This is a genomic window from Nocardioides luteus, assembly GCF_015752315.1.
Lineage (GTDB): Bacteria > Actinomycetota > Actinomycetes > Propionibacteriales > Nocardioidaceae > Nocardioides.
Window position 1 is genome coordinate 3,512,928 of sequence record NZ_JADOVJ010000001.1, and the last position, 25,275, is coordinate 3,538,202.

Here is a 25,275-nt window from a genome sequence, read left to right on the forward strand (position 1 = left end):
GGCACACCACCCTGTGCGCATGACCCTGCCCACGACAGACGGTGCGAACGCGCCCGCGGACGAGGCCGTCCTGCGTCCGCTCAGCGCCTACGTATCCGGCCACGCCACCGGTGACCCCACCCATTTCCGCGACGCGTTCCTCCCCTCTGCCCACATCGAAGGCATCCGCGACGGCGTCTTCGTCTCCTGGCCGCTCGAGGACTACTGCGCCCTGTTCACCGGCTCCCCCGCACCCGATGAGGAGGAGCGCGTACGTCGCCTCGACTCCGTCGCGGTCCACGGCACCGTCGCCACCGCGACCATGACCCTCATCCACGGCTCCGACACGTTCACCGACGTCTTCCTGCTCGTGCTCGTCGACGGAGCCTGGAAGATCGCGAACAAGGTCTACCACCGGCACGCTCAAGCCGCGGCCGCATAGTCGAGGAGTACGTCGCGCAGTGTGAGCTCTGCCCGGGACAAAGGTGGGTCTTGTGCCCAGGTGTCGGGTGGTGGGCTGGTGTAGGTGTGGCCGGTGGGTGTGATGGTGGTGATGCTGCCGTCAGGCCCGGGTCTGGCTTGCCAGCCGATCGCTTCTTTCGCTTGATTGCAGCGTTCGCACAGCCCTTGGAGGTTCTCGGCGCTGGTGGTGCCGCCGTCGGTGTGGCGTTGGATGTGGTCGATGTTGCGGATCGGGGCGTCGCAGCCGTTGGTGCGGCAGATCCCGCCGTCGCGGGTGGTGATGAACTCGGCGAGTCCGTCGGGTGCCTTCCGCGACCGTGACTCCATCGCCACCAACTGGCCGGCGGGGTCTGCAAACAGGCGCCGGACGAAGACCTCGGCGTCGGTGAGCGCGTCCCGGGCCCAGGCGGCCGGGACAGGGCCGTAGCCCTCCACCAGGGCGGGCTGATCGGCGTCGTTGGTGAGCGAGTCGGCGGTCATCACGATCTTGACCTCGATCCGCGGCTTCGCCCCGGCGCTACTGCGCCCGGTGACCCGGTCGACCAGAGTGTCGGCCATGACCTGACCCCGGGTCCGTTCATCCCCGGCAGCACGGGCGGCGTTCGCCGCCTGGTCCAGGACCGCGAACACAGCGACGCCGTCCTTGACCGGCAACAGCGCACCGAGCCAGGTCATCGTTTCCGGTGCCGGCCGCAGGCTGACGCGCCGGTCTTTCTCGGCGTTGGCGGCGCGGGCGACGACGGAGGCCTGGTCGAGGGTGATGGCGAGTTTCTTGGCGGCGTTCTCGAGCTGGCGGAGCCCCATCGAGACCGCTCGGGCGGGTTCACCGTTCGGCCTGGTGGCGCAGAGTTCGTGGTCGACGACCCGGCGGTCCTCGCGTGAGAGGCAGGCGGTCTCGCGGGCGAGGACGGTGGCCTGCCACTGCGAGAACTGCCCGGTCTTCATCAGGGCGAAGGTGTGGGGCATCTCGGAGAGGAGGATCTTGGCCAGCCCGAGCAGCTTCGCACTCCGATCGGGTGAGATTCGTCGCGCGAGCGCGATCTGGGAGGCCACGCCTTCGCCGAGCTTGCGGGCACCGGCCTCGGCCTGTCGGGCGCGGGCGGCTTCCTCGAGACGTACGGCTGCTTCTGCTTGGACGGCCTCCGCGGCGCACTTCACCTGTTCGAGGCGAGCGATCCAATCAACCAACTCCCGCTCGGACGCACCCGGAGGTGGCCCGTCGAGGAAGCGGTCGATGGTCTCGTACATAGTGCTTATTATATGCGTTCGAGCATCATTCTGCTACTCATTTATGCTGTTCAGAGGCCAGTTACGCAGTCCGCGAACAAGTCACGTAAGCGCTGCGCCACACCCTCGCCGCCGCCCCGATACAGGCGAAATCTTTCTCGATCGGGTGCCGAGTCAAGGATGGCCGAAGGCCACCGGCGAAGCCGGCGGGCGAAGCCCGTCCTTGACGCGGCGCGCGATCGAGAAACACTCAAAGAACGGGTCGGCGGCGAACCCCTGAAACGAGGAGCAGTCGCCAAGCGAGCTCTCCTGATGACGAGAACTGTGTTGGTCTCGACACGCCTCCGCCTAGCGGCTCCGGCGGCTCGACCAGCGGGGACAAGCGGCTCGCCCAGCGGAACAAGCGGCGCGAGCGGGGCCTCGGCCACACGACCGAGACCCCGCCCATTCAAGATCAGACCGCCGTACAGCTAGCAGTCGGAGTCGACGTGTTCCCGCCCGAGTAGAGCGTGATCCCGAACTGGTTCCCGTTGCCGTTGGGCGTGGCAGTGAGAGTCCCCGAGGTCCCCGAGACGGTGGCGTTCCACGAGTTCTGCAGACTCTGCCCCGACCCGGTGCTGATCCGGACGACCCAGTTGTTGGTCCCGCTGACGGCGAACACCGTGTTGAACCGGTCTCCCCACGACTCGGTCCGGGTGACGGTCACCGTGCAGCTCCCCTGTGGCGGCGTGGTGGTCCCACCATCTGCAGTGTTGAGCTGGTTGAGCACGTAGGTGTAGGCCAGCTTCTTGTTGCCGGAGCCGTCGAAGAGCAGCGGCGTGTCGGAGGCACGCCATGAGTCGGTGTCACGGACGCCCCAGACCGTGATGCCCGTGCAGCGAGTGACCGCCATGCAGGCCTGGGTGACACCACGGAACTGCTCGGCCTGCGAGGTGCCGGACCCGGCGATGTCGAGCTCGGTGATCTGCACGTCGACACCCAGATCGGCGAAGTTCTGCAGGGTGACGTGGTAGTTGCTCGGCACCGGGTTGCCGGAGTTGAAATGGGCCTGGAAGCCGACGCAGTCGATGGGTACGCCGCGCGACTTGAAGTCGCGGACCATGTTGTAGACGGCCTGCGTCTTCGCGTGGCTCCAGTTGTCGGTGTTGTAGTCGTTGTAGCAGAGCTTCGCGTTGGGGTCGGCGGAGCGGGCGGCCCGGAAGGCGGCCTCGATCCAGTCGTTGCCGGTGCGCTGCAGGTTGGAGTTGCGGCGAGCCCCCGAGGAGCCGTCCTCGAAGGCCTCGTTCACGACGTCCCAGGCGTAGATCTTGCCCCGGTAGTGTCCCGCGACGCCGGCGATGTGGTTGAGCATCGCGTTGCGGAGCGAGCTGCCCTCCATGTTCTGCATCCAGCCCGGCTGCTGGGAGTGCCAGGCCAGCGCGTGCCCGCGGACTCGCTTGCCGTTCTGGAGGGCCCAGTTGGCGATCTGGTCTCCCGAGGAGAAGCTGAACTGGTTCGGCGACGGCTCGGTCGCGTCCATCTTCATCTCGTTCTCGGCGGTGATCATGTTGAACTCGCGGTTCGCGATGGTCGTGTACTGCGAATCCGACATCCGGCTGGCCGCGATGGCGGTGCCGAAGTAGCGGCCGGACTCGGCAGCAGCGGCCTGCAGGGTGGAGCCGTCGGCCTGGGCCGGAGCGGCCGCAGAGACGACAGCGATGCCACTGGCGATCAGCATGGCGGCGACGTCGGCCCCTCGGGCCATCCGGGCACGCACGGGTCTAACTCGAACTCGGGTCATCATCGATCCTGTTCTCTCGATTGAACGGCGGTCGGTGGTACCTCAGAGCTCGCGCGAACTCGGTCGAAAACGTTATCGACATCGTTTTACAGCGTCAATAGATTGAAGCCGATTTGCGTGACATTCCTCACACAGGAATCCTGTCGGCACAAAACCCGTACGACCCGCAGGCGCCGACATGACAGGCTCACCCGCGTGCCCTTCACCCACCGCGTCGCGACACCAGACGACATCCCGGTCCTGACTGCGATCATGGACGCCTCGATCGCGGAGCTCCAGAAGACGTTCCTGACCGAGGCCCAGATCGCCTCGAGCCGGATGGTGATGGGCATCGACACCCAGCTGATCGAGGACGGCACCTACTTCGTGGTCGAGGAGGGCGACGAGATCGCCGGCTGTGGCGGCTGGAGCAGGCGGGCGACCCTCTACGGCGGTGACCACACCCCCGGCCGGGAGCCGACGCTGCTGGACCCGGCGAAGGACCCGGCCAGGGTGCGAGCGATGTACACCAACCCCGCCTTCGCCAGGCGCGGCGTGGGAAGGCTGATCCTGGAGCTGTGCGAGCGGGCGGCGTCGGAAGAGGGCTTCACCACCCTCGAGCTGATGGGCACGCTGTCCGGCGAGCCGCTCTACCGGTCCTACGGCTTCGAGCCGGTCGAGCGGATCACCGACGACCGCGGCGGCGCACCGGTCCCGCTGGTCCGGATGCGGAAGCCCGTCACCCTCTGAGGCTCAACGCGCGAAGGAGAACAGCCTCTCCGGCAGCGCCGCGTGCGAAGCACCACCGGTAAACCGATGGACCCCGACCCGGAATCCGGCGTCGGCGGGACGTACGAGCCTCTCCTCGGTGAAACCGTGACGAGCGAAGACCTCACGGACAAGGTCTGCCGGGTCTCCGGCGTAGGCGCTCAGCTCTCCGTCGCCGACGCTCGCGCCCCGGGTCCAGATCACGGCACCGCCCGGCACCACGAATGCGGGTAGCGCACCGATCGTCGTCTCGAGGTCCGCGTCGGCGATGTTGCCGAAGACGCCACAGGCGAGGAAGACGTCGGCCGGCGGCAGATCGGCCAGCGTGCTCGAGAGGCCGGCATCTGCGGTATGCACCCGGACCCGGCCCAGGCCGGACGCCGCGGCGGCGGCCCGAGCACGCTCCGCGAGGTCGGCGTCGATCTCGAGAAGGACCGCATCGACATCGCCCTCCGACGACGCCAGGATCGGCAGCAGGTCGCGTCCGTCGCCGGCACAGATGCTGGTGACCCGGATCGGAGCGCCCTGGCGCTCGGCCAGGAGACGCCGGACCTCGTCGCGCACCGTCCCCAGGCGCCGTACGAGATCGGAGTCGGGGTCGTCGTAGTGCTCGTGCCACTGCTGCCAGTCGGTGCCCACGGCGTCGGAGTCTCCCACGTCAGCGACCGGCGAACCCGAGACGCTCGATCTGGGCACGGAGCCGGTGGCGACCGGACATGCTGACGGGCCCGGCGAGGCGGGCCAGGACACGCTCGGACCATCCGCCGCCGAGACCGTAGGTGGCGTTGTAACCGCCGAGCCGGTCGTCGTACGCGGCGAGATCGTCGGCGCTCGGGGGCGAGTAGGTCTCGTGGTGGAGGACGACGGACTGAGGGAGCCGCGGCTTGACCCCGGCAGGCTCGGCAGGGTCGGGTACGCCGACGGCGAGGCCGAAGACGACGAACGCCCCCGACGGCAGGCCGAGCTCGGCCGCGATCTCCTCGGGGTGGTTGCGGGCGCCGCCGACACAGACGGTGCCCAGGCCGAGCGAGGAGGCGGCGACGATGGCGTTCTGGGCAGCGAGGGTGGCGTCGATGACGCCGAGGAGCGTGGTCTCCAGATACTCGGAAGCCTCGACCCTGGTCCCCGCGGCGGCCGCGAGGCCGCGGGCACGGCTGAGGTCGGCGACCCAGAGCAGGAGGAGCGGCGCCGCCTCGATGAACGCCTGGTCACCGGCGAGCTTCGCCAGCCGCGCCTTGCGGGCCGGCTCCCGGACCGCCACGACACTCCAGGTCTGCAGGTTGGACGAGGTCGGCGCCGAGGAGGCAGCCGCGACGATCGCGGTGAGCTGGTCGTCGGTCACCGGGTCACTCAGGAACGAGCGGACCGACCGGTGCCGGAGCTGGTGCTCGATCACCGCACTGGTCGTCGCAAGGGTGGCGAGCGCGGGGTCGCGGTAGCGGGCGGCGACGGCGGCGTCGGTGGCAGTGTCGGTCACCCGACCAGAATAGTCTACTGAACGACTCGACATTGAGGTCGTCCGTGGACGCCGCTCAGGTCTACCCGCCGAGCCGCTCCACCTCCGCGGCCGCCGAGTCCCGGGCTGCAGCCGCCTCCGAGACCGCCGCCTCGGCGGACTCACGCTCCTCCTCCGCCTCGGTGAGCTCGTCCTCGACCCCGAGCGCCGTCTCCTCCAGATCGGCCAGGCGACGGCGGAGCTCCTCGATCTCGGACTTCACCTGGAGCGACCGCGCCTCGATGTCCTTGAACGCCGAGACGGTCTTGTCCCGCTGAGCCTCGGCACCGGACAGCGCCGACTCCGCCTCCTCGAGCGCCTCGCGGGCCTCGTCGAGCGCCGCCGTGTCGGGCAGGTCCGGGACCGCCCGCAGAGGCTCGGGAGGCGGCGGGACGACCTCGGGCACCTCGAAGCCCAACGCGTCCGGCAGTGCGACGGCGGAGGCCGCGTCCACGGCGTCGACGCCGGTGGCCGACAGCGGTGAGACGAGCAGGCCGCTGCGTACGGCCTGGGCGGCGGACCCGTCGATCATCGCCGCGGTCAGCGTCGCCTCGACCTGGGTCGCCACCGCCTCGGTCACCCGGAGGCCGTGCTCGCGCGCCAGGCCGCGGGCACGGGTCGTCACCGCCGCGGTCAGCTGCCGCCGCTGCTTGGTGAGCTCACGCAGCTGGGCGGCGTCCATCCCGGTCTGCGCCTCACGCAGCAGGGCACCGACCGAGATCACCTGCTCCACCTGCTCGGTCTCGTAGCGCACCAGCAGGTTGACCACCCACGCCGCGGTCGAAGGCTTCTTGAGCGCCTTGACCGGGCCGGCGAGCGGCGTGCCCTTCAGCCCCTTGGCACGGGCGTCGCGCTCGGGGGTGAAGTCGCCCAGCGGAAGCCCGTAGAGCTCGGCCGCGATGTCGAGCAGGTCGGGGGCAGGTGCGTCGTCGCTCATGTCCGCCATCTCAGCACGTCGCCGACTATCGCGTCAGCAACCACTCGTCGTACTCGGCGGCCTGTCGCTTGTGGAGCTCGCGCAGCGCGTCGTCCTCGATGCCCCGGAACGACAGCCCGATCCCGGCAAGAGCCGTGCGCCACTGCTCGAAGTCGCGCAGCTCGCGCTCGAAGGCTCCCTCGCCGCTGCGCGCGTGCCGGATCGAGCGGATCGTCTCGGCTCCGGACGCGTCCCGCCGCTGCACCACGAGCTTGCGCGTGAAGTCACCGTCGGGCGGGGTGGAGAGACGCACGTGGGAGGTCTCGATCTCCTCCTGCGTCACGCTCCCGCGCACGAACGAGCCGTTGAAGGAGCCGTGCGGGTCATGGTGGAAGGTCCATCCCGACTCCCCCACACGGGCCAGCCGGTAGACGAACCCGGACTGCCGGAAATGCCCCTCGACCAGCGGCAACGGGTCACGGAAGCCGTCCCCGTAGCCGACGTCGACCACCCATTGGCCGCCAGGGTTGGCCGCGGTCGGCAGACCGCGGATCTCCAGCGCCAGATGGTCCAGGGTCCCCGAGGGACCGGTCGCCTCGAGCATCTGGCCGGTGCGGCGTACGACGTCGAAGCCCAGCTCGGCGAGCGCCAGCGAGAAGACGCCGTTGTTGTGGAAGCAGTAGCCGGCGTTGCCCCCGGCCGCCACCCGCTCGAGCGTCTCCGCCGGGTCGACGGCGTCGGGCATCCCCGTGGCTCCGATGGCGGCGAGCATGATCGAGAGATTCTCGTAGGGCAGCGTGTCGAGATGACGGTGGTGAAGATCGACAAGCGTCTCGTACGTCGCCTCCGGCCGCCCCTCGATACCGAGCCGTCGCAGGTAGCCGTCGATCATCGTTCGTACCTCCCGTGCCGGTGGACCAGCGGGTCGGTGTCGTCACCGACCTCGAGCGACACGATCTCGCACGTCGCCAGGGCCGACCAACCGATTTCCGTCATCGAGACCAGGCGTACGCCGGCCCAGGTCGGGGCGTCGGTGAGGCGGCGGCCGAACTCGGTCGTCTCCCACGACCCCAGCCGGAACGCGCCGCCAGGAGCGGGAGCGGTGCCGCCGAACGCCTCGGCCAGGTCGCGGTGGCGCCAGTGGAGCAGCGAGACGACGCCGACGCCGGTCTCCTCGAGCTCGTCCCGCAGGTCTGAGTCGGGGTCGAGCAGCCCGAGCACGGCTCCCGGCGACCCGTTGGCCATCATCAGCGAGGAGACCGTGAGCCCGGCCGAGCCCGACGTCCACAGCGAGACCCGCCCACCCAGACGACCGCGCCACCGGCGTACCGGATCCTCCGGCGTCGGGAACGGGTGGGACGAGTGGATCGTCAGGCTACGTCCTTGGTCGGCCGCGAAGACTTCGAAGACTTCTTCGCCGGCTTCTCACCGCTGGCCAGCTTCTTGGCGTCGGTGGCGTACATGTCGACGTACTCCTGGCCGGACAGCTTCAGGATCTCGTAGACGATCTCGTCGGTGATCGCGCGCAGGATGTAGCGGTCGTTGGCCATGCCCTCGTAGCGCGAGAAGTCCAGCGGCTTGCCGAAGACGATCCGCGGCCGGACGATCTTGCCGAGCTTCTTGCCCGGGGGCGCGATCACGTCGGTGCCGATCACGGCGACCGGGATCACCGGAGCGCCGGTGTCCAGAGCCAGCCGGGCGATGCCGGTGCGGCCGCGGTAGAGCTTGCCGTCGTGGGAACGGGTGCCCTCGGGATAGATCCCGAAGAGCTCGCCGTCGCCGAGCACCCGCTTCGCGGCGATCAGGGCACCCTCGGCCGCGGTCGCCCCCGACCGGTCGATCGGCACGTTGCCGGTGCCGCTGAAGAACGTACGCTGCAGGAAACCCTTCACGCCCGTGCCGGTGAAGTACTCCGCCTTGGCCACGAACCGCACCATCCGCGGTGAGCCGAGCGGCATGAAGAGCCAGTCGGCGTAGGAGAGATGGTTGCCGGCCAGGATCGCCGGACCCTTGCGCGGGATGTTCTCCACACCCTCCCAGGTCGGACGGAAAACCGCCCGGAGCAGAGGACCGACAGCGACCCACTTCAAGAACGAGTAGAAGAGCTTCGTCGACACCCCATCGCCTTCCCAAATTGCCTTCGACCGATGAGCCTATAACGAGACAGGTACTTCTACTCCCGCACCCTGTCATGAGATCCGGCTAGGCTGGAAGAGTGAGTGACCGAGACGACCGGCCCGAGGACACGACCGGGGCCTCCGACGACGCCTCCGTGCCTGCCGACGGACCGCCGTCGGACGAGGAAGTCTGGCGCGAGATCGTCGAGAACTACGGCGACCGCCCCGCCCTCGAGGAGGAGCCGGTCTCCCGTGGACTCTTCGACAAGAAGGTCGACATCGTCGAGCCCGTCGACGAGCCGGACCCCTACGAGGACATGTGGCGCGACGACGAGGAGGGCTACGTCCCGCCGCCTCCGCCGCCCCTGCCGAAGCCGACTCCGGCGCGTCTGCTGGCGTGGATCGGCGTGCTCGGTGCACCGGTCGCCGTGCTCGTGCTGATCGTGGTCACCCAGGTCACCGACCGGCACTTCGACAGCTGGGTCATCGGCGGGCTGGTCGCAGCCTTCATCGCCGGGTTCGTCTACCTGCTGATCACGATGCCGTCCGAGCCCCGTGACCCCTGGGACGACGGCGCCCGCGTCTAGATCTCGCCGGTGGCCCGGCGGGCCAGGATGCTCGCCCCCACGACCCCTGCCTCGGCCCCGAAAGCGGCCTCCACGATCGCCGGCACCTCGCGGTGGAGGCGTCCGACGAGCGAGGCCTCCAGGGCCGTCCGAGCAGGCGCCAGCAGCAGGTCGCCCGCTGTCGAGACTCCCCCGCCGACGACCAGGAGCTCGGGGTCGAAGGCGGCCACCAGGCCGGCCATCCCGACCCCCAGCCACGACCCCACCGACTCGTACGCAGCCAGCGCGAGCGCATCGCCGTCGGCCGCAGCTGCGGTGATGGCCGGGCCGGTGATCTTGAGCGGGTCGCCCGCGGCCAGCTCGTCGAGCGCGCCGCCGGCGTACTCCTCGGTCTCCACGCGGGCGCGCACGAAGGCGACCAGCGCGTTGCCGGAGGAGTACTGCTCCCAGCAGCCGGTGAGGCCGCACTCGCAGGGCAGCCCGCCGGGCACGACCTGCATGTGGCCGAACTCCCCGGCCATGCCGTTGCGGCCCCGCACCACCCGGCCGTCGAGGATCACGGCACCGCCGATGCCGGTGCCGAGGGTGATGAGCAGGGCCGAGTCGACGCCGCGGGCCGCACCGAGCTCCAGCTCGGCCAGGGCGGCGCAGTTGGCGTCGTTGTCGAGCGCCACCCGGGTGCCCCAGCGGGAGGACAGCCGGGTCAAGGTCGGCTCGCCGCGCCAGGGCAGGTGAGGAGCGAACATGACCCGCTCCCCCGCTGCGTCGACGAACCCCGCGGCGGCCAGCCCGACGCCGGCGACGGGCCGGCCGGCGGCCACCTCGGTGACCGCCTCGGTCAGCGCGTCCTCCACCAGCTCGAGTTCGACCCGGCGCCCGGGTGTGCTGCGGTGAGCGGTGCGGAGCACCTCACCGGACGGCGAGACCTCCGCCGCGAGCACCTTGGTGCCGCCGATGTCGACACCGATGTGCAGGCTCACTGGACCCGGCTCATCGGACGTGGCTCACCTGCGGGCCAGGTCGGCCGCGCCGATCAGGCCCGCCTCGTTGCCCAGCGTCGCCTTGCGGATGTCGAGCATCGGGCGGTGTCCGCGGCCGGTCAGCTGCGCCAGGAAGGCACGCCGGGCAGGCCCGAGCAGCAGGTCGTCGGCCTCGGCCACGCCGCCGCCGATGGCCACCACGGCCGGGTCGAGCACGGCGGCGATCGAGGCGATCCCCTCGCCCAGCCAGATGCCGAGGTCGGTCAGCGCCTCGATCGCGAAGGCGTCCCCGTCGCGGGCCGCCTCGGTGATCAGCGGACCCTTGATCTTGTCGAGGTCACCCTCGGCGCGGTCCAGGACCTCGCGGGCCAGCAGCGACCCGCCGCGCGCCGCGGCGCGGACGTTGCGCACCAGGGCCGACCCCGAGGCGTACTGCTCCCAGCAGCCGCGGTTGCCGCAGCCGCACAGGTGGCCGTTGGGCACGACCCGCATGTGGCCGATCTCGGCGCCGACGCCGAAGGCGCCGCGGTAGAGGTCGCCCTCGAGCACCAGGCCGCCGCCGACACCGGTGCCGACGGTCACCAACATCATGTTGTCGACCTCGGCACCCGCGCCGTACTCGAACTCGCCCCACGCAGCGGCGTTGGCGTCGTTCTCGATCACGACCGGCAGCTCGAGGACCTTCTCCAGGCGCTCCTTGAGCGGCACGTCGCGCCAGGCGATGTTGGGGGCGAAGAGGACCGTCGAGCGGCCCTTGTCGATGTAGCCCGCAGCGCCGATGCCGACGCACTCGATCGGGTGCTTGGTCTTGAGCTCCTGGACCACCTCGACGATGGCGGCCTCGATGGCCTCCGGGCTCTTCGCCGGCGACTCGACCCGGTGGTCCTCGATGATGTTGCCGTCGTGGTCGACGACTCCGCCGAGGATCTTGGTGCCACCCACGTCGACACCGCAGGCCAGCTTCTTCGTCGTCGTCATGCCTCAGCTCCAGCCGTCGAGATCGATCCGTTCGACCTTCTCCGAGCGTCGCGCCCAGTCCCGGGTCGCATCTTCCTCAGCCCGCACGCCATCACTGTGAGCATCCTCGCCTTCACTAGGGCCAGCACCCGGACTCGTGGCCGCCGCGTTGAGCACCGTGGCCGCGGCCTGCATCAACGATGCGGCAGCGCTGGCCAGATGCACCTTGACCTCCGGGCTCGACTCCCGGAGGACATGAACGGTACGGCACAGCGGGCAGTAGGTGCATTCCGGTGCCCCCGTTCCGAGATGGTCTCCGAGCCCTTCGGCGAGGTGGCCGATCCGGGAGTCCTTGGCCCACTCGCCGATGGCCTCCATCAGCCGGCCGAGCTCCTCGGCGGTCGACCCCAACGGCTCGTCCGCCCACTCGTGGCGCTGCTCGCTCACGATTACTCGCTCTCGATGTTCGTCGTCTGCCGAGAAAACGTTACTCGCAGCTCCCCACCCTCGACGCGCGCCCCGCTGACGCGCATCCGGGCGAGTGCGGCGGGCAGGGTCAGCAGCCGCCGGTAGGACCCCACGGTGATCGCCAGCTCGTCGCCGTTGCGGCCCAGCTGGACCTGGTCACGCTCGACCCACTGGGCCAGCCCGGGCAGCGCCAGGTGGACGACGGTGGTCTCGCCGCCGTCGTCGCTCGCCGTCCGGAACGGCGCCGGGGTCTCGGGGACGGCCAGCGGGTCGACGCTGCCGGTCCAGGCGTACGCGGCCTCGGCGACCTCGCGCAGATCCTCGACGCCCACCGGCTCGGAGGGCCGGTAGAACGAGCGCCACACCGGCAGCCCCTCGAAGGAGGCGCCGACGTCGCCGAGCACGTCGTCCTGGGCCTTGACCCAGCCGGCCCGCCAGTCGTCGGAGCCGCCCGCCGGGAAGATCCGGTTGGCGACGACACCGTCGACGCGGTAGCCGTAGAGGGAGAGCGTCGTCCACGACCGTCGCGCCTCGGCGAGCACGACCCGCTCGGGGGTCAGCACGATGCGTACGGACGCCTCGGGGCCGGACAGCAGGGCGCGGACGTCGGCGAGCTCGTCGTGGAGCCGGACGAGCGCGTCGAAGACGGAGTCGCCGGGCATCGGCACCCCGGCAGCCTTGGTGAGCACCGGCTTGAGCGCCTTCACCATCGTGCGCTGGACCGGGAGGATGCGCTCCAGATACCAGCCCAGGGCCTCGGGAAGGGCGAGCAGGCGCAGCGTCTCGGCGGTCGGGGCGCAGTCGACCACGATCGTGTCCCACTCCCCCGAGACGGCCATCCGGCGCAGCTCCAGGAGCGCGAAGACCTCCTCCGCGCCGGGGATGACGGTCAGCTCCTCGGCCGCGATCCGGTCCACCCCGATGGTGTCCAGGACGCTCAGCAGATAGCCCTGCACCTCGGCCCAGGACTCCTCGAAGCGGCGCTGGGCGTCGACGTGCTGGACGTAGAGGTGGTCGGAGACCTGGACGGGCTCCGAGCCGAGCGCCGACTCGAGGCCGAAGGCGTCGCCCAGCGAGTGGGCGGCATCGGTCGAGAGGACCAGCGTGCGCAGCCCGCGGGCCGCGGACATCGCCGCGGTGCCGGCCGAGACGGTGGACTTGCCGACGCCGCCCTTGCCGGTGAAGAGAAGGATTCTCACGAAGGCATGTCCTACTTCTCCACCCGCTGCTTGAGGCCGCGCAGGGCGGTGTCGATCAGGACCTTTTCACCCTTGCGCTTGAGCATGCCGATCAGCGGGATGCTCAGGTCGAGCGCGAGCCGGTAGGTGACCTCGGTGCGGCCGCCGAGGTCGCGCAGCACGTAGGCGCCGTCCATCGACCGCAGCAGGTTGCCCTTCACCAGCGACCAGGTCACCTGACGGTCGTCGTCCCAGTCGTACGCCAGGGTGTATTCGTCCTTGATCGGCGCGACGTCGAGCACGAACCGGACCTGCTCGGCGCGCCCGTCGACGCCGGTCTCGAGGACGCTGACCTCCTGCATGCCCTTGGCCCAGGCTGGATAGGACTTGAAGTCCGCGATCACCGCCATCACTGCCGAGGGCGCGGCCTCGATCACGATCGTCGAGGTGGTCTGATCGGCCATCGGTGGTGTCCTCACTCCCTGACTTGCTAGGTGGCATGGAGCGTACCGGATAGCATCCCGGTGAAATGGTCGGGCTGTGACGGGGGTAACCTCCGGTTCGTACCCACCTACCATCAGTATGCGGAGGCCCTTGTGCGCGAGTTCTCCACGCCCGCGACGTACGTCGTTCCCCCCACCGGCAACCTGAGCGACGATGTCGTCCGCAACGCCGCCGAGGCGCCCGATGTGGCCGTCCTCAGCCGGCCAGGTCCTGACGGCACCTGGGTCGACGTGACGTCCGCGGAGTTCCTCGCCGAGGTCTCCGCGGTCGCCAAGGGTCTGATCGCGGCGGGTGTCGGCGCTGGGGACCGGGTCGCGCTGCTCTCCAAGACTCGCTACGAGTGGACCCTGATCGACTACGCGATCTGGTTCGCCGGCGCGGCGACGGTGCCGATCTACGAGACCTCCTCCGCCGAGCAGATCGAGTGGATCCTGCAGGACTCCGCCGCCGTCGCGATCGTCGCCGAGGACGCCGGGCACATCGGCCGGATCAGCGAGGTCCGCGCGAGCTGCACCGCTCTCAACAACGTCTGGTCGATCAACGACAACGCCGTCGACCTGCTGGTCAAGCTCGGCACCGACATCACCGACGAGCAGCTCGAGGCCCGCCGCAGCGCGGTCACCCCCGAGGACGCCGCGACCCTGATCTACACCTCCGGCACCACCGGGCGCCCGAAGGGCTGCGTGCTCACCCACGGCAACTTCATGTTCGAGCTCGGCGTCGCGGTCGACTCCCTCGACGGCCTGTTCAACATCGAGGGCCGCAGCACGCTGCTGTTCCTGCCGCTCGCGCACGTCTTCGCGCGGATCATCCAGATCGGCTGCATCAAGTCGCGCACCCGCCTGGGCCACACCCCCGACATCAAGAACCTCGTCGCCGACCTCGGCACCTTCCAGCCGACCTTCGTGCTGGCGGTGCCGCGGGTCTTCGAGAAGGTCTACAACACCGCCTCGCAGAAGGCCGTCGCCGACGGCAAGGGCCGCATCTTCGACATGGCGACCGAGGTCGCGATCGACTACTCGCGGGCCACCGAGACCGGCAAGGCCCCGCTTCTCCTCACCGCCAAGCACAAGCTGTTCTCCAAGCTCGTCTACGGCAAGCTGCTCGCCGCCCTCGGCGGCAACTGCTCCTACGCCATCTCCGGCGGCGCGCCGCTCGGCGACCGCCTCGGCCACTTCTACCGCGGCATCGGCGTCACCGTCCTGGAGGGCTACGGCCTCACCGAGACGACCGCCGCGCTGACCGTCAACCTGCCCGAGGCGTTCAAGATCGGCACCGTCGGGCGGCCGCTCCCCGGCACCTCGGTCCGCGTCGCCGACGACGGCGAGCTGCTCTTCAAGGGCGGCCAGGTGCTCAAGGAGTACTGGCAGAACCCGACGGCCACCGCCGAGGCCAAGACCGACGACGGATGGTTCCACTCCGGCGACCTCGGTGAGGTCGACGACGAGGGCTTCGTCAAGATCACCGGCCGCAAGAAGGAGATCCTGGTCACCGCCGGCGGCAAGAACGTCGCCCCGGCCGTCCTCGAGGACCGCCTCCGCGCCCACGTGCTCGTCGACCAGTGCATCGTCGTCGGCGACGGCCAGCCGTTCATCGGCGCGATCGTCACCATCGACCCCGAGGCGCTGCCCACCTGGGCCGAGGCCAACGGCAAGTCGGCCAACATCGACGACCTGGTCGACGACGAGGACCTGCGCGCAGTGATCCAGAGCGCCGTCGACGACGCCAACAAGGCGGTCTCCAAGGCCGAATCGATCCGCAAGTTCGTGATCATCCCCGACTCCTGGACCGAGGAGGGTGGCCAGCTCACCCCCAGCCTCAAGCTCAAGCGCAACGTGGTCATGCGCGAGTTCAGCCACGAGGTCGAGGCGCTCTACGCGAAGTAAAAGCTGTTCCAGTGGCGCCGAGTCGGCGCATCTGACCCCGTGCCTGGCGAAGCGAAGCGAGCCAGAGGGGTCGGATGCGCCGACTCGGCCTTTATCTCAGTCGAGAACGCGATGCGCGATCGCGATCCGCTGCAGCGTCGTCGGGTGGGACCCGAACCACCACTGCGACCAGGCCTGGGGCGACGGGTCGGAGAGCGAGCGTACGCCGAGGGCGTGCTGCAGCCGCGTGAACGACTCCAGGTCGCCGGTGGCGTGGAGCGCGTCGACATCGGCGCGGGCCTCGACGTGCCGGCTGAGCCCGTTCTGGACGGGCATCGCCAACACGCTCGCCAGGGCGAAGACCGCCAGCAGCATCGGGATGCCTTCGGGGGTGGCGTACTGGTCCTGGCGGCGGTAGGAGAGCAGCAGCCCCAGCAGCCCGACGCCGGCGACCGCGCCGGCGGCGCCGATGACGGTGCCGACCAGGACGTCGTCGTGCTTGGCATGGGCGAGCTCGTGGGCGACGACGGAGAGGACCGCCCCGTGCGCCGCCGCATCGCGCTGCGAGTCGACGAGGTTGTCGTAGAGGACGACCCGGCGGGTGGAGCCGAAGCCGGTGACGTACGCGTTGAGCGAGGTCGTGCGCCGGGAGGCATCGACCACCAGGACATCGTCGAGATCGACGCCCTCGCGCTCGGCGATCGCCATCACCTCGGTGCGGAGCTGGCCGCGCGGCAGCGGCTCGAAGTCGTTGAACAGCGGGTCGATGACGACCGGGTAGACGAACGATCCGAGCATCACCAGGGCCGCGACCAGGCCGGCGGCGACGGCCGGCCACCACCGACGGCCGAGGCGGATGCAGGCGAAGAGCGCGAGCAGCGCCAGGGAGGTGATCACGATGCCGACGACCTGGTTGAGCAGCGAGTCGGTCAGCCAGGGCGTCCACCCCTGCCTGGAGAGCCCGTAGCGCACCTGCAGGCGGTGGATCGCCACCCCGAACGGCAGCGTCGCGATCCAGCCGAAGAGCGTGACCACGGCGACCGCGAGCACCACCCGGAGCAGCCACGGCCCCCGCAGCCGGGCCACCAGGCGCCTCCCGAGCGAGGCGAACCCGAGCACGCAGGCGACGACCAGTGAGACGAGCAGCGAGGCCCGGCTGAGCCAGCGTGCGGTGCCGGAGTAGGCCAGCATCCGCTCCAGCTCCTCGGGGGTGAACACGTCACGCTCGTCGGGCAGGTCGAGCGGGCCGCCCGGGTAGGGATGCCACGGGATCAGCGTCCAGGCGAGCACCACGAATGCGACCGCCCCGAGGACGAGAACCACCCAGGACGTACGCCGCATGCCGATCACGACGCAGAGTGTGACAGACGGGCCCGCCAGCGGGCAGTCAGCTCGTCCTCCCCGAAGCCGAAGCTCGCCTGCAATGCCTTCTCCAGCGGAATGCCGCGGCCGGTCTCTTCGTAGAGGTCGACCAGGGCCTGCTCGCCGCCGGCCTCGGCGAGCACCTCGCAGGCCAGCCAGGCGGCCTCGTACTCGGCGCCGAAATGCTCCGAGCGGGTGTTGAACTCGGCCTTGCCCGGCAGGTGGTCGGGGGCCCCGTTCTCGCGGACCTGGGCCAGGATCTGGCCGGCGGTCTTGCTCAGCGGGAGCTTGGTGTCGCGCAGCGCGACGTAGTCGGCGAAGCCCTCGACCAGCCACATCGGCCGGTTGACGTTGGTCGCCGCGTCGGTGGCCGCATGGGTGGCCTCGTGGGTGATGACCACCTGGGCGCCGGGCGCGTCCAGGTCGCCGATGACGCCCTGGTTGACCCACACGTGGAGGGGTGTCCCGGGCTTCGTGGAGCCGTCGACGGTCGCGGTCACGGCGGCGACGGCGGTGTAGGTGCCCTGCTGGGCGCCGAGCGCGGAGTCGAGGCCGGTGGCCGGCACCTCGAGGACCAGGCGCGGCCGGTCCCACGGGATCACCTTGCGGACCTGGGCGACCGCGGTGGCGGCCAGCTCGGCGTAGCGGTCGGCGACCTCCGCGGAGGCCTGGACGATCACGAGGCTGGAACCGGCACGTCGCACCTCGACGGGGCCGCTCAGCCACAGCGGCATCCGGGTGCCCTCGGACGCCGAGAAGCCGGTGATCGCCCCCTGCGCGTCGAAGCCGACCCTGAGCTCCTCGGTCAGCGCCGGGTCGCCCGGGGTGCGCCACGACATCTCCACGTCGGCGGTGAAGGAGCCGTCCTGCTCCACGTTGCCCGCCTCGGCGACGTACCTCGCGGTCACGTCCTCGAGGCCGATGGCGTGCGCGTTGCGCACCGCGACCGAGGCGGCGTCCTCGCCGTCGGGCTCCGCCCCCTCACGTACGCCGCCGACCAGCTGCTCCAGCGAGGCCCGGGCGCCTTCGGTGTCGGCGCGCACGACCGGCGCGGTGGACGGTGTCGGCGCGACGTACTCGCCACCGCCGGTGAGCCGCCACCCGACGAACCCGGCGAGCAGCATCACCAGCACCAGCGCGGCCCCGATCACGGCGGGGTGCGCCTGCAGGCGGGAAAGAAGAGAGCCGACCGTTCGCACCTGCGAACGATCGGCCTCTTCGGGGTCCTGGGTCAACTCAGCCCGGGCGGACGGCGCCCGTGTAGGGCATCTCGTCGATCGGCGAGACCTTCACGCCGGTGCTCGGGTTGGCGGCGTGCACGATCTGGCCGTTGCCGATGTACATACCGACGTGGCTGATCGGGCTGTAGTAGAAGACCAGGTCGCCGGGGGCGAGCTGGTCGCGCGAGACCTGCGGACCGCTGCTGTACTGCGCCGAGGAGGAGTGGGGCAGCGAGACACCGGCCTGGCCCCAGGCACCCATGGTGAGACCGGAGCAGTCCCACGACTCGGTGCCGGTGGCGCCGTAGACGTAGGAGTCGCCGACCTGGGCCAGGGCGTAGTCCACGGCCGCCTTGGCGCGGCCCGAGGGCGGCGGCAGGTTGGACGGGATGCTGGTGTCGGTGGACTGGATCTTCGCGAGCTCATCGGCCTCGAGCTCGTCGAGCTCGGACTGGGCCGCCTCGAACTTCTTGTCGATCTCGCTCTTCTTCTGCTGCATGGTCGTCTTGACCTTGGCCATCTGCGCCTTGGCGTCCTCGGTGGCCTCGCGGCGCACCTGGAGGGCCTCGGCCTCGGTGTTGTACCGAGCCAGCAGGTCGGCCTGCAGCGCGTTGTAGGACGAGACGGTGGCGAGACCGGCGAGGAACTCCTGCGGGTCCTCGGAGGTGATCACCTGGCCGACGGCGGAGACGTCGGAGCCCTCGAACTGCCGCAGCACGGAGTCGCGGAGCTCGGCGCGGATCTTGTCCAGCTCCTTGCTCTGGCGCTTCTCGTCGGCGTTGAGGTCCTCGAGCTGGTCCTTGAGGTCCTGCAGCCGCAGCTTGGCGTTGCTGTAGTCCTCGTTGGCCGCCTCGGCCTGCGTGTAGAGCTTGTCGACCTTCTTGCGAACGTCGTCGATGTCTGGTTCGGCCTGGGCGGGGGTCGCTGCGGGAATGATCCCGGCGACACCGATGGCGGCGATGCCGGCTGCACCGGCAATGAGTCGCTTCCGGTCGCGTGTCACGAGCGGACGGTCTCCTTGTGTAGTCGTTGAACGCCTACCGGGTGAGCTGACGGGTTCAGGCACGACCTGCCCTACCACCGCTCCTCGACCTGGTCTCCCAGATCGACCTTGCGGCGGATGCACCCCAGGTGATCGCACTCCGTCTTGCGGCGTACGACCGGTGTGGTTCCCCGGCTCCTGGCCCGCCCCGAAGCGGGCCTGGACTAAGCGCGACACTCGCGTGAGCCGGTTGACTCACTTCCACGAGCGCCAAGTTCCTGCGCACATTAGCCGACGGGATCCCCCACCTGCCAACCACCCACGCCCAAAAGTTCGGCTACATACCTTCCACTAGTGGCAGAGCCACCATCCGCAGCGGCGGGACGAGCCCGCCGTCGGCGAGCACGTCGAGCGCCCGGCGCTCCTCGTCCTCGATGGTCAGCTCCGGCGGCGGGCCCAGCAGCACGGTGACCACGCAGTCGTGGCACGCCAGTCCGCGCACGAGGCAGGTGTCACAGTCGATTCTCGTCGTCATGATGCGACGGTCTCACCGACCACCGACATTTTTGCTTTCGTACGGTTGCGTGCGGCGTGTCATCGCCATCGCAGCGCGGTATTCGAGGCGGCGATCGCTGGGGTGGTCCCTACACTTGGAACATGGAGGTCTCCGCGTACGCGACGCTCCCCGACACGGTCCGGGGGCGCATCGTCGCGCTCACGGCCGGGGTGCTTCCCGACGTGGTGCGGCTCCCGCCCGCGCTCAAGCGGATCGCCGACTTCGCGCCCGCCCGGCGCGCCAAGGCCGGCGGCGCGATGATCGCCTCGGTGCTCGAGACCGACGACGAGGTGCGGGAGAAGGTCGGGAGCCAGCTGCGCCCGGCGTACGTCTCCGAGGGCTCCGGCGAGGACGTCACGCTGCCGGAGGATCCGGCCGAGGCGGCCGCCGTCGTGTGGCTCGTCCGCCCCGACGGCTGGGAGGTCTCGCTCAAGGAGGCCCTGGACCGGCTGGACGCCGCCGCGGTCCCGGTGGTCGATGCCGAGGTCGCTCGCCTTCGCGGCAAGCTCGCCGCGGCGGAGGACGAGATCCGCGAGGTGCGTGCCGACCGCAAGGCGCGGCTCGACGAGCTCAAGGCCGACAACACTGCGCTGCGCCGCAAGCTCGGCGAGGCGCGGGCCGCCGCCCGCGAGGCCGGCACCGGCCTGGACGAGGCTCTGACCGAGGCACGCGAGGCGCTCGCCCGCGCCCAGGAGGAGCTCGCCTCCCGTGACCGCCAGCTGCGCCAGCTCCGCGGCCAGATCGACAAGCTCGAGCGCGAGGCGGCCGCCGAGCGGCGTACGTCGAAGACGGACCGCGAGGACGCCTCGCTGCGGGCCCGGTTCCTGCTCGACACCCTGCTCGACGCGGCCGGCGGGCTCCGCCGCGAGCTCGCGCTGCCGCCGGTCACCGGCACCCCGGGCGAGCGGGTCGAGGCCGAGCTGGCCTCCGCCGACGCCGCCGCGGGCGTCGGCGTCACCAGCAGCGCCCACCTCGAGCAGTTCCTGGCGATGCCCAGGGTCCGGCTGATCGTGGACGGCTACAACGTCTCCAAGGCCCTGTGGCCCGACTCCGCGCTCGATGCCCAGCGGCTGCGGCTGCTGCGCGCGATCGCCCCGATCGCGGCCCGCACCGGCGCCGAGACGACCGTCGTCTTCGACGCCCACTCCGCATCCGTACGTCCCACCGCCGTGCCCCCTCGTGGCGTCAAGGTCATCTTCTCCCCCGAGGGCGTCATCGCCGACGACGTCATCCGCGACCTCGTCGACGCCGAGCCCGCCGGCCGTGTCGTCCTCGTCGCCACCGACGACGCCGAGGTCATCAAGGACGTACGCCGCGCCGGCGCCCGCACCGTCCCGCTCTCCTCGCTCTCGCCCCTTCTCGGCTGACGGCGCGCTCTCGGGCAACGCGAATTGCGAAGCGATCCCCGACGACCAGCGCCGGAGCGCTCCTCGTCTGGACGCAGCGCAGTGAGGAGCGAAGCGACGAACGGAGCGGAGGAAGACGAGGATCAAGCGCAGGCGCTGCGCGAATTGCGAAGCAATCGCATCGAACACTGTCGGTGGCGCCCGCTAGTGTGTTCGAACATGAGCACGATGGCGGTTCGTGAGGCGCGGAAGGAGATGCGCGCCCGAGCCGTGGCACGCCGGCACCAGGAGACCGCCGGCCGCTGGGAGGCGCAGCGCGGCTTCGACGAGCTCGGCCGACCGCTGCGCGACCTCACCTTCTGCGTGGTCGACCTGGAGACTACCGGCAACAGCCCCGACAACGGCGGCATGATCACCGAGATCGGCGCGGTGAAGGTGCGCGGCGGCGAGGTGCTGGGTGAGTTCCAGACGCTGGTCAACCCGCACACCGGCATCCCGCCGTCGATCGCCGTCCTGACCGGCATCACCAACTCGATGGTCGCCTCCTCCCCCACGATCGAGTCGGTGCTGCCGGCGTTCCTCGAGTTCGCCGAGGGCTGCGTGCTGGTCGCCCACAACGCTCCGTTCGACGTGGGCTTCCTCAAGCACTTCGCGGCGAAGCAGGAGCGGCCCTGGCCGCGTTTCGAGGTGCTCGACACGGTGAAGATCGCCCGGCGGGTGATCACCCGCGACGAGGCGCCCAACCACAAGCTCGGCTCGCTCGCGCGGGTCTTCGGCTCCCCCACGACCCCCAACCACCGTGCGCTCCAGGACGCACGGGCCACCGTCGACGTCCTCCACGGGATGATGGAGCGCCTCGGCAACCTCGGTGTGCTGACCCTCGAGGACCTGGCCGCGTTCTCGACCAAGGTCACCACCGCCCAGCGCAAGAAGCGCCATCTGGCCGAGGACCTGCCGCACGCGCCCGGCGTCTATCTGTTCAAGGACAGCCAGGACCGGGTGCTCTACATCGGCACCTCGAAGGACCTGCGCACGCGCGTACGCACCTACTTCACCGCCTCCGAGACCCGCTCCCGGATGGGCGAGATGGTCGGGCTGGCGGCGACCGTGCAGGGCATCGAGTGCGCCACGGCGCTGGAGGCGGGGGTGCGCGAGCTGCGGCTCATCGGTGAGCACAAGCCGCCCTACAACCGTCGCTCGCGACGACCGGAGAAGATGCACTTCGTCAAGCTCACCCAGGAGCCGTGGCCCAGGCTCTCGCTGGTCAAGCGGGTGCTCGACGACGACGCGGACTACCTCGGGCCGTTCGGCTCCAAGAAGGTCGCCGAGAAGGCGCTCCAGGCCCTCCACGACACGTTCCCGATCCGGCAGTGCTCCGACCGGCTCCCGCTGCTCCCGCGCAAGACCCCGTGCGTCCTCGCCGAGCTCCACCGCTGCCTGAGCCCGTGCGACCAGAGCGTCCCGGCCGAAACGTACGCGACCTTGGTGTCCCGGGTCCGCGAGTCGATCCTCCACCGGCCCGACGAGGTCGTCGAGACGATCACCGAGCGGCTCACCGGCCTGGCCGAGCAGGAGCGGTTCGAGGAGGCGGCCGTCCACCGCGACCGGCTCACCTCCTACCTGCGCGCCGCGGCCCGCACCCAGCGGCTCAGCGCCCTGACCCGGCTGCCCGACCTCACCGCGATCCGGCGGGAGGACGACGGCCGCTGGGCGGTCCACGTCGTCCGCCACGGGCGGCTCGCCGCGGCCGGGGTGATCCCCCGGGAGGCGAATGCGCACGCCTACGTCGCCGACCTCCAGCTCAGCGCGGAGACGGTCCTGGACGCACCGGGACCGGTGCCGGCCGCGAGTGCCGAGGAGACCGAGCTGGTGCTGCGCTGGCTGGAGTCCCCGGGCGTACGCCTCGCCCACATCGAGGGCGAGTGGACCTGCCCGATCGACGGTGCGGGCCGGCGGGCAGCGAGCCTCTAGACCGATCGGCTAACGTGACCTGCGTGATCACAGCGATCGTCTTCATCAATGCCGAGGTCTCCCAGATCCCCGAGGTGGCAGAGGCCGTGGCCGCCATCGACGGCGTCAGCGAGGTCTACTCCGTGACCGGCCAGATCGACCTGATCGCCCTGGTGCGCGTCCGTGCCCACGAGGACGTGGCCACGGTGGTCGCCGACAAGGTCAACAAGGTCCCCGGCGTCCTCGAGACCGAGACCCACATCGCCTTCCGCACCTACTCCCAGGTCGACCTGGAAGCCGCCTTCTCCATCGGCCTGGACTGACTGACGGGCGCGCTCGGTGTGTGATCCGCTACATCAACGCGATGTAGCCGCGACCCACCGGTCGAGCACCGCCTGAGCAGCCCCCGAGTCGATGGCGTCAGCTGCCCGGGCGATACCACCGGAGAGCCGCTCGTCGACACTGCCGGAGCCGGCGTCGTGGACCGCGAGGGCGGCGCCGGCGTTGAGCAGCACCGCGTCGCGTACGGCGCCCTTCTCCCCCGCCAGCAGGCGGCGGACGACAGCGGCGTTGTAGGCGGCGTCGTCGCCGCGCAGGTCCTCGGCGGTGGCGCGGGCGATGCCGTGGTCGAGCGGCTCGACGCTCGCCTCGGTCACGACGCCCTGCGAAACCATCCACACGTGGGACGTCGTGGTGGTGGTGAGCTCGTCGAGGCCGTCGTCGCCGCGGAAGACCCAGGCGTCGACGCCACGGCGGGCGAAGACGCCGGCCATGACCGGCGCAGCGGCGGCATCGGCGCAGCCGATCGCGGAGGACGCGGGTCGCGCCGGGTTGGTCAGTGGGCCGAGCAGGTTGAAGACGGTGGCGATGCCGATCTCCCGCCGGGCGGCGGCGGCATGACGCATCGCGGGGTGGAAGGCAGCGGCGAACAGGAAGGTGATCCCGGCCTCCTCGGCCACCTCGCCGACACGCGAGACGTCGAGGTCGAGCCGGATCCCGAGCGCCTCGAGCACGTCGGCCGACCCCGACTTGGAGGAGGCGGACCGGTTGCCGTGCTTGACGATCTTGGCGCCGGCACCGGCCGCGACGATCGCCGACATGGTGGAGATGTTGACCGAGAACGACCGGTCACCACCGGTGCCGACGATGTCGAGCACGCGCCCGGGCACGAAGATCGGGTTGGCCTTGGCCAGCATCCCGTCGGCGACCCCGGCGAGCTCGTCGACGGTCTCGCCCTTGGCGCGCAACCCCACCGCGAAGGCGGCGATCTGCGCGCTCGTCGCCTCGCCCGAGAGGATCTCCCCCATCGCCCACGCCGACTGGTGCGCGGACAGGGACTGTCCCGCGACCAGCGTGGTGAGGACCTCAGGCCAGGAGTTGGGGGCGGACGTCATGCGCCAACGTTAACGGGCCGCAGCAGTCCCACCACCGTCCGGGCCAGCTCGAACGGGTCGAGCGGGTGGGCGACGGTTGCCTCCGCACGCGACCAGGTGCCGAGCCAAGCGTCCTGGGGACGACCGATGAGGACCACGATCGGCGGAGCGCCCGGCACCTCGTCCTTGACCGCCTTGGCGATCCCCAGCCCGCCGGCCGGCGCGGCCTCCCCGTCGAGCACCGCCAGCGCCAGCCCACCGGCGTCGAGCTGCGCGCGCACGGCGGGCTCGGTCGCCACCTCGACGTACTCCACCTCCGGAAGGGACGGGTGCGGACGGCGCCCCAGAGCGAGGATCACCTGCTTGCGTACGTCGATGTCGTCGCTGTAGACGAGGATCTTCAAGGAATTCGGGGTGGTGTCGGTCACACCCCGATGCTAGCGCCAACACCAGGGTCCGCGGCCATATGTCACACACCGAACCTGAGCGGTGTCCAAGGGATGTGAGAGCACCCTCGAACACGACACACAGGGTCCCAAGAAGACTCTGGGAAAGGGGCAGGACATAATGGCGGGCGTGGCGACAGTATCGACTCTTCCAACAGCCCGCCTGCACGGGCATCACGACCGTCCGAGCATGGTCAGCGTGGGGACGATCATCTGGCTCGCAAGCGAGCTGATGTTCTTCGCGGCGCTGTTCGCGGCCTACTTCACGATCCGCGCGGTCAGCCCCGAGGTGTGGGAGGCAAACACCGAGGGACTCAACATCCCGTTCGCGGCGGTCAACACGACCATCCTCGTGCTGTCGTCGTTCACCTGCCAGTTCGGCGTCTTCGCCGCCGAGCGCGGCCAGGTCGGACGTAAGGGCTCCCTGCTCGCGATCCGTCTGTGGGGTCTGCGTGAGTGGTTCATCCTCACCTACCTCATGGGTGCGATCTTCATCGCCGGTCAGGCGACGGAGTACGCGGCCCTGGTGCAGGAAGGCATCGCCCTCAACCGGGGCATCACCGGTCCCGACGACCCCTACGGCTCTGTCTTCTACCTGACCACCGGCTTCCACGGCCTGCACGTCACCGGCGGTCTGATCGCCTTCCTCTTCGTGCTCGGCCGGACCTACGTCGCCAAGCGCTTCACCCACGAGCAGGCCGTCTCCGCGATCGTCGTGTCCTACTACTGGCACTTCGTCGACGTGGTGTGGATCGGCCTGTTCGCGACCATCTACCTCCTCAAGTGACCAAGGACTGAA

At 70.2% G+C, this 25,275-nt stretch carries 27 protein-coding genes and 1 riboswitch; of the genes, 8 read left to right on the forward strand and 19 right to left on the reverse strand.

What is annotated here, in order from left to right:
* Positions 1-19 precede the first annotated feature (19 nt).
* The gene (locus HD557_RS16835) at positions 20-421 is read left to right on the forward strand and encodes a nuclear transport factor 2 family protein (RefSeq protein WP_196874713.1); all 402 of its coding nucleotides are present in this window, start codon (positions 20-22) and stop codon (positions 419-421) included.
* Here the strand turns inward: HD557_RS16835 and HD557_RS16840 are convergent.
* Positions 403-1,689 carry an HNH endonuclease gene (locus tag HD557_RS16840; protein WP_196874714.1) on the reverse strand — a complete coding sequence of 429 codons (1,287 nt, stop codon included), beginning with the start codon at positions 1,687-1,689 and terminating at the stop codon, positions 403-405. The genes HD557_RS16835 and HD557_RS16840 overlap by 19 nt on opposite strands.
* 433 nt (positions 1,690-2,122) lie before the next feature.
* The gene (locus HD557_RS16845; RefSeq protein WP_307785647.1) at positions 2,123-3,424 is read right to left on the reverse strand and encodes an endo-1,4-beta-xylanase; all 1,302 of its coding nucleotides are present in this window, start codon (positions 3,422-3,424) and stop codon (positions 2,123-2,125) included.
* A gap of 219 nt (positions 3,425-3,643) precedes the next feature.
* On the opposite strand from HD557_RS16845, the gene HD557_RS16850 reads away from it, so the two are divergent.
* Positions 3,644-4,177 carry a GNAT family N-acetyltransferase gene (locus HD557_RS16850; protein ID WP_196874716.1) on the forward strand — a complete coding sequence of 178 codons (534 nt, stop codon included), beginning with the start codon at positions 3,644-3,646 and terminating at the stop codon, positions 4,175-4,177.
* Between the two features lie 3 nt (positions 4,178-4,180).
* Here the strand turns inward: HD557_RS16850 and HD557_RS16855 are convergent, their stop codons facing one another.
* The 6 genes from HD557_RS16855 to HD557_RS16880 all read right to left on the reverse strand — a co-directional run bounded on the left by HD557_RS16855 (position 4,181) and on the right by HD557_RS16880 (position 8,723).
* Positions 4,181-4,834 (reverse strand): class I SAM-dependent methyltransferase family protein, encoded by a 654-nt coding sequence (locus tag HD557_RS16855; protein ID WP_196874717.1) that lies wholly within the window; start codon positions 4,832-4,834, stop codon positions 4,181-4,183.
* Positions 4,835-4,853: 19 nt separating this feature from the next.
* A complete protein-coding gene (locus HD557_RS16860; RefSeq protein ID WP_196874718.1) occupies positions 4,854-5,672 on the reverse strand; it encodes an NADPH-dependent oxidoreductase in 819 nt (272 codons plus the stop codon).
* 61 nt (positions 5,673-5,733) lie between these two features.
* Positions 5,734-6,627 carry a hypothetical protein gene (locus tag HD557_RS16865; protein WP_231380337.1) on the reverse strand — a complete coding sequence of 298 codons (894 nt, stop codon included), beginning with the start codon at positions 6,625-6,627 and terminating at the stop codon, positions 5,734-5,736.
* 25 nt (positions 6,628-6,652) lie between these two features.
* A complete protein-coding gene (locus HD557_RS16870) occupies positions 6,653-7,498 on the reverse strand; it encodes an arylamine N-acetyltransferase family protein (protein WP_196874720.1) in 846 nt (281 codons plus the stop codon).
* Positions 7,495-7,980, reverse strand: a complete 486-nt coding sequence (locus HD557_RS16875) for a flavin reductase family protein (RefSeq protein WP_040757075.1) — start codon at positions 7,978-7,980, stop codon at positions 7,495-7,497. The genes HD557_RS16870 and HD557_RS16875 overlap by 4 nt, the downstream gene beginning before the upstream one ends.
* Positions 7,977-8,723, reverse strand: a complete 747-nt coding sequence (locus HD557_RS16880; RefSeq protein ID WP_008363117.1) for a lysophospholipid acyltransferase family protein — start codon at positions 8,721-8,723, stop codon at positions 7,977-7,979. The genes HD557_RS16875 and HD557_RS16880 overlap by 4 nt, the downstream gene beginning before the upstream one ends.
* A gap of 98 nt (positions 8,724-8,821) precedes the next feature.
* Between HD557_RS16880 and HD557_RS16885 the strand changes: the two genes are divergently transcribed.
* Positions 8,822-9,310, forward strand: coding sequence for a hypothetical protein (locus HD557_RS16885; RefSeq protein ID WP_008363119.1), 489 nt, complete (start codon positions 8,822-8,824; stop codon positions 9,308-9,310).
* Here HD557_RS16885 and HD557_RS16890 read toward each other — a convergent pair.
* From HD557_RS16890 to HD557_RS16910, 5 genes are read right to left on the reverse strand one after another with little or no spacing between them, the layout of a single operon-like run.
* Positions 9,307-10,269, reverse strand: a complete 963-nt coding sequence (locus tag HD557_RS16890) for an ROK family protein (RefSeq protein ID WP_196874721.1) — start codon at positions 10,267-10,269, stop codon at positions 9,307-9,309. The two genes, HD557_RS16885 and HD557_RS16890, sit on opposite strands and share 4 nt — an antisense overlap.
* A 24-nt stretch (positions 10,270-10,293) precedes the next feature.
* Positions 10,294-11,247, reverse strand: a complete 954-nt coding sequence (locus tag HD557_RS16895; protein WP_008363120.1) for an ROK family glucokinase — start codon at positions 11,245-11,247, stop codon at positions 10,294-10,296.
* A gap of 3 nt (positions 11,248-11,250) precedes the next feature.
* Positions 11,251-11,673, reverse strand: coding sequence for a DUF5304 family protein (locus tag HD557_RS16900; protein ID WP_008363121.1), 423 nt, complete (start codon positions 11,671-11,673; stop codon positions 11,251-11,253).
* A 2-nt stretch (positions 11,674-11,675) separates the two neighbouring features.
* Positions 11,676-12,893 carry an ArsA family ATPase gene (locus HD557_RS28330; protein ID WP_008363122.1) on the reverse strand — a complete coding sequence of 406 codons (1,218 nt, stop codon included), beginning with the start codon at positions 12,891-12,893 and terminating at the stop codon, positions 11,676-11,678.
* Positions 12,894-12,904: 11 nt separating this feature from the next.
* Positions 12,905-13,336: an SRPBCC family protein gene (locus HD557_RS16910; protein WP_008363123.1), complete on the reverse strand. Its 432-nt coding sequence runs from the start codon at positions 13,334-13,336 to the stop codon at positions 12,905-12,907.
* A 132-nt stretch (positions 13,337-13,468) separates the two neighbouring features.
* On the opposite strand from HD557_RS16910, the gene HD557_RS16915 reads away from it, so the two are divergent.
* Positions 13,469-15,262: an AMP-dependent synthetase/ligase gene (locus HD557_RS16915; protein ID WP_008363124.1), complete on the forward strand. Its 1,794-nt coding sequence runs from the start codon at positions 13,469-13,471 to the stop codon at positions 15,260-15,262.
* A 96-nt stretch (positions 15,263-15,358) separates the two neighbouring features.
* On the opposite strand, the gene HD557_RS16920 is transcribed toward HD557_RS16915, so the two are convergent.
* The 4 genes from HD557_RS16920 to HD557_RS16935 all read right to left on the reverse strand — a co-directional run bounded on the left by HD557_RS16920 (position 15,359) and on the right by HD557_RS16935 (position 19,340).
* Entirely contained in the window at positions 15,359-16,582 is a 1,224-nt protein-coding gene (locus tag HD557_RS16920; RefSeq protein ID WP_196876451.1) for a M48 family metallopeptidase, read from the reverse strand.
* A gap of 5 nt (positions 16,583-16,587) precedes the next feature.
* On the reverse strand, positions 16,588-17,802 hold the full coding sequence (locus HD557_RS16925; protein WP_196874722.1) for a hypothetical protein: 1,215 nt from the start codon (positions 17,800-17,802) through the stop codon (positions 16,588-16,590).
* Positions 17,803-17,839: 37 nt separating this feature from the next.
* Positions 17,840-18,826, reverse strand: a complete 987-nt coding sequence (locus tag HD557_RS29040) for a C40 family peptidase (protein WP_008363127.1) — start codon at positions 18,824-18,826, stop codon at positions 17,840-17,842.
* A gap of 15 nt (positions 18,827-18,841) precedes the next feature.
* A riboswitch (cyclic di-AMP (ydaO/yuaA leader) is annotated at positions 18,842-19,046 on the reverse strand.
* Between the two features lie 96 nt (positions 19,047-19,142).
* A complete protein-coding gene (locus HD557_RS16935) occupies positions 19,143-19,340 on the reverse strand; it encodes a hypothetical protein (protein WP_008363129.1) in 198 nt (65 codons plus the stop codon).
* Between the two features lie 122 nt (positions 19,341-19,462).
* Between HD557_RS16935 and HD557_RS16940 the strand changes: the two genes are divergently transcribed.
* From HD557_RS16940 to HD557_RS16950, 3 genes are all read left to right on the forward strand, one after another.
* Positions 19,463-20,728 (forward strand): NYN domain-containing protein, encoded by a 1,266-nt coding sequence (locus tag HD557_RS16940; RefSeq protein ID WP_196874723.1) that lies wholly within the window; start codon positions 19,463-19,465, stop codon positions 20,726-20,728.
* 198 nt (positions 20,729-20,926) lie between these two features.
* Entirely contained in the window at positions 20,927-22,678 is a 1,752-nt protein-coding gene (locus HD557_RS16945) for a DEDD exonuclease domain-containing protein (RefSeq protein ID WP_374221686.1), read from the forward strand.
* Between the two features lie 23 nt (positions 22,679-22,701).
* On the forward strand, positions 22,702-22,980 hold the full coding sequence (locus HD557_RS16950; RefSeq protein WP_040757138.1) for an Lrp/AsnC family transcriptional regulator: 279 nt from the start codon (positions 22,702-22,704) through the stop codon (positions 22,978-22,980).
* A gap of 33 nt (positions 22,981-23,013) precedes the next feature.
* Here HD557_RS16950 and trpD read toward each other — a convergent pair whose 3' ends face one another.
* Positions 23,014-24,051 carry an anthranilate phosphoribosyltransferase gene (gene trpD, locus HD557_RS16955; protein ID WP_008363137.1) on the reverse strand — a complete coding sequence of 346 codons (1,038 nt, stop codon included), beginning with the start codon at positions 24,049-24,051 and terminating at the stop codon, positions 23,014-23,016.
* Positions 24,048-24,458: a hypothetical protein gene (locus tag HD557_RS16960; protein WP_008363138.1), complete on the reverse strand. Its 411-nt coding sequence runs from the start codon at positions 24,456-24,458 to the stop codon at positions 24,048-24,050. The genes trpD and HD557_RS16960 overlap by 4 nt, the downstream gene beginning before the upstream one ends.
* Positions 24,459-24,597: 139 nt before the next feature.
* On the opposite strand from HD557_RS16960, the gene ctaE reads away from it, so the two are divergent.
* Positions 24,598-25,263 carry an aa3-type cytochrome oxidase subunit III gene (gene ctaE, locus HD557_RS16965; RefSeq protein ID WP_196874724.1) on the forward strand — a complete coding sequence of 222 codons (666 nt, stop codon included), beginning with the start codon at positions 24,598-24,600 and terminating at the stop codon, positions 25,261-25,263.
* Positions 25,264-25,275: the final 12 nt, after the last annotated feature.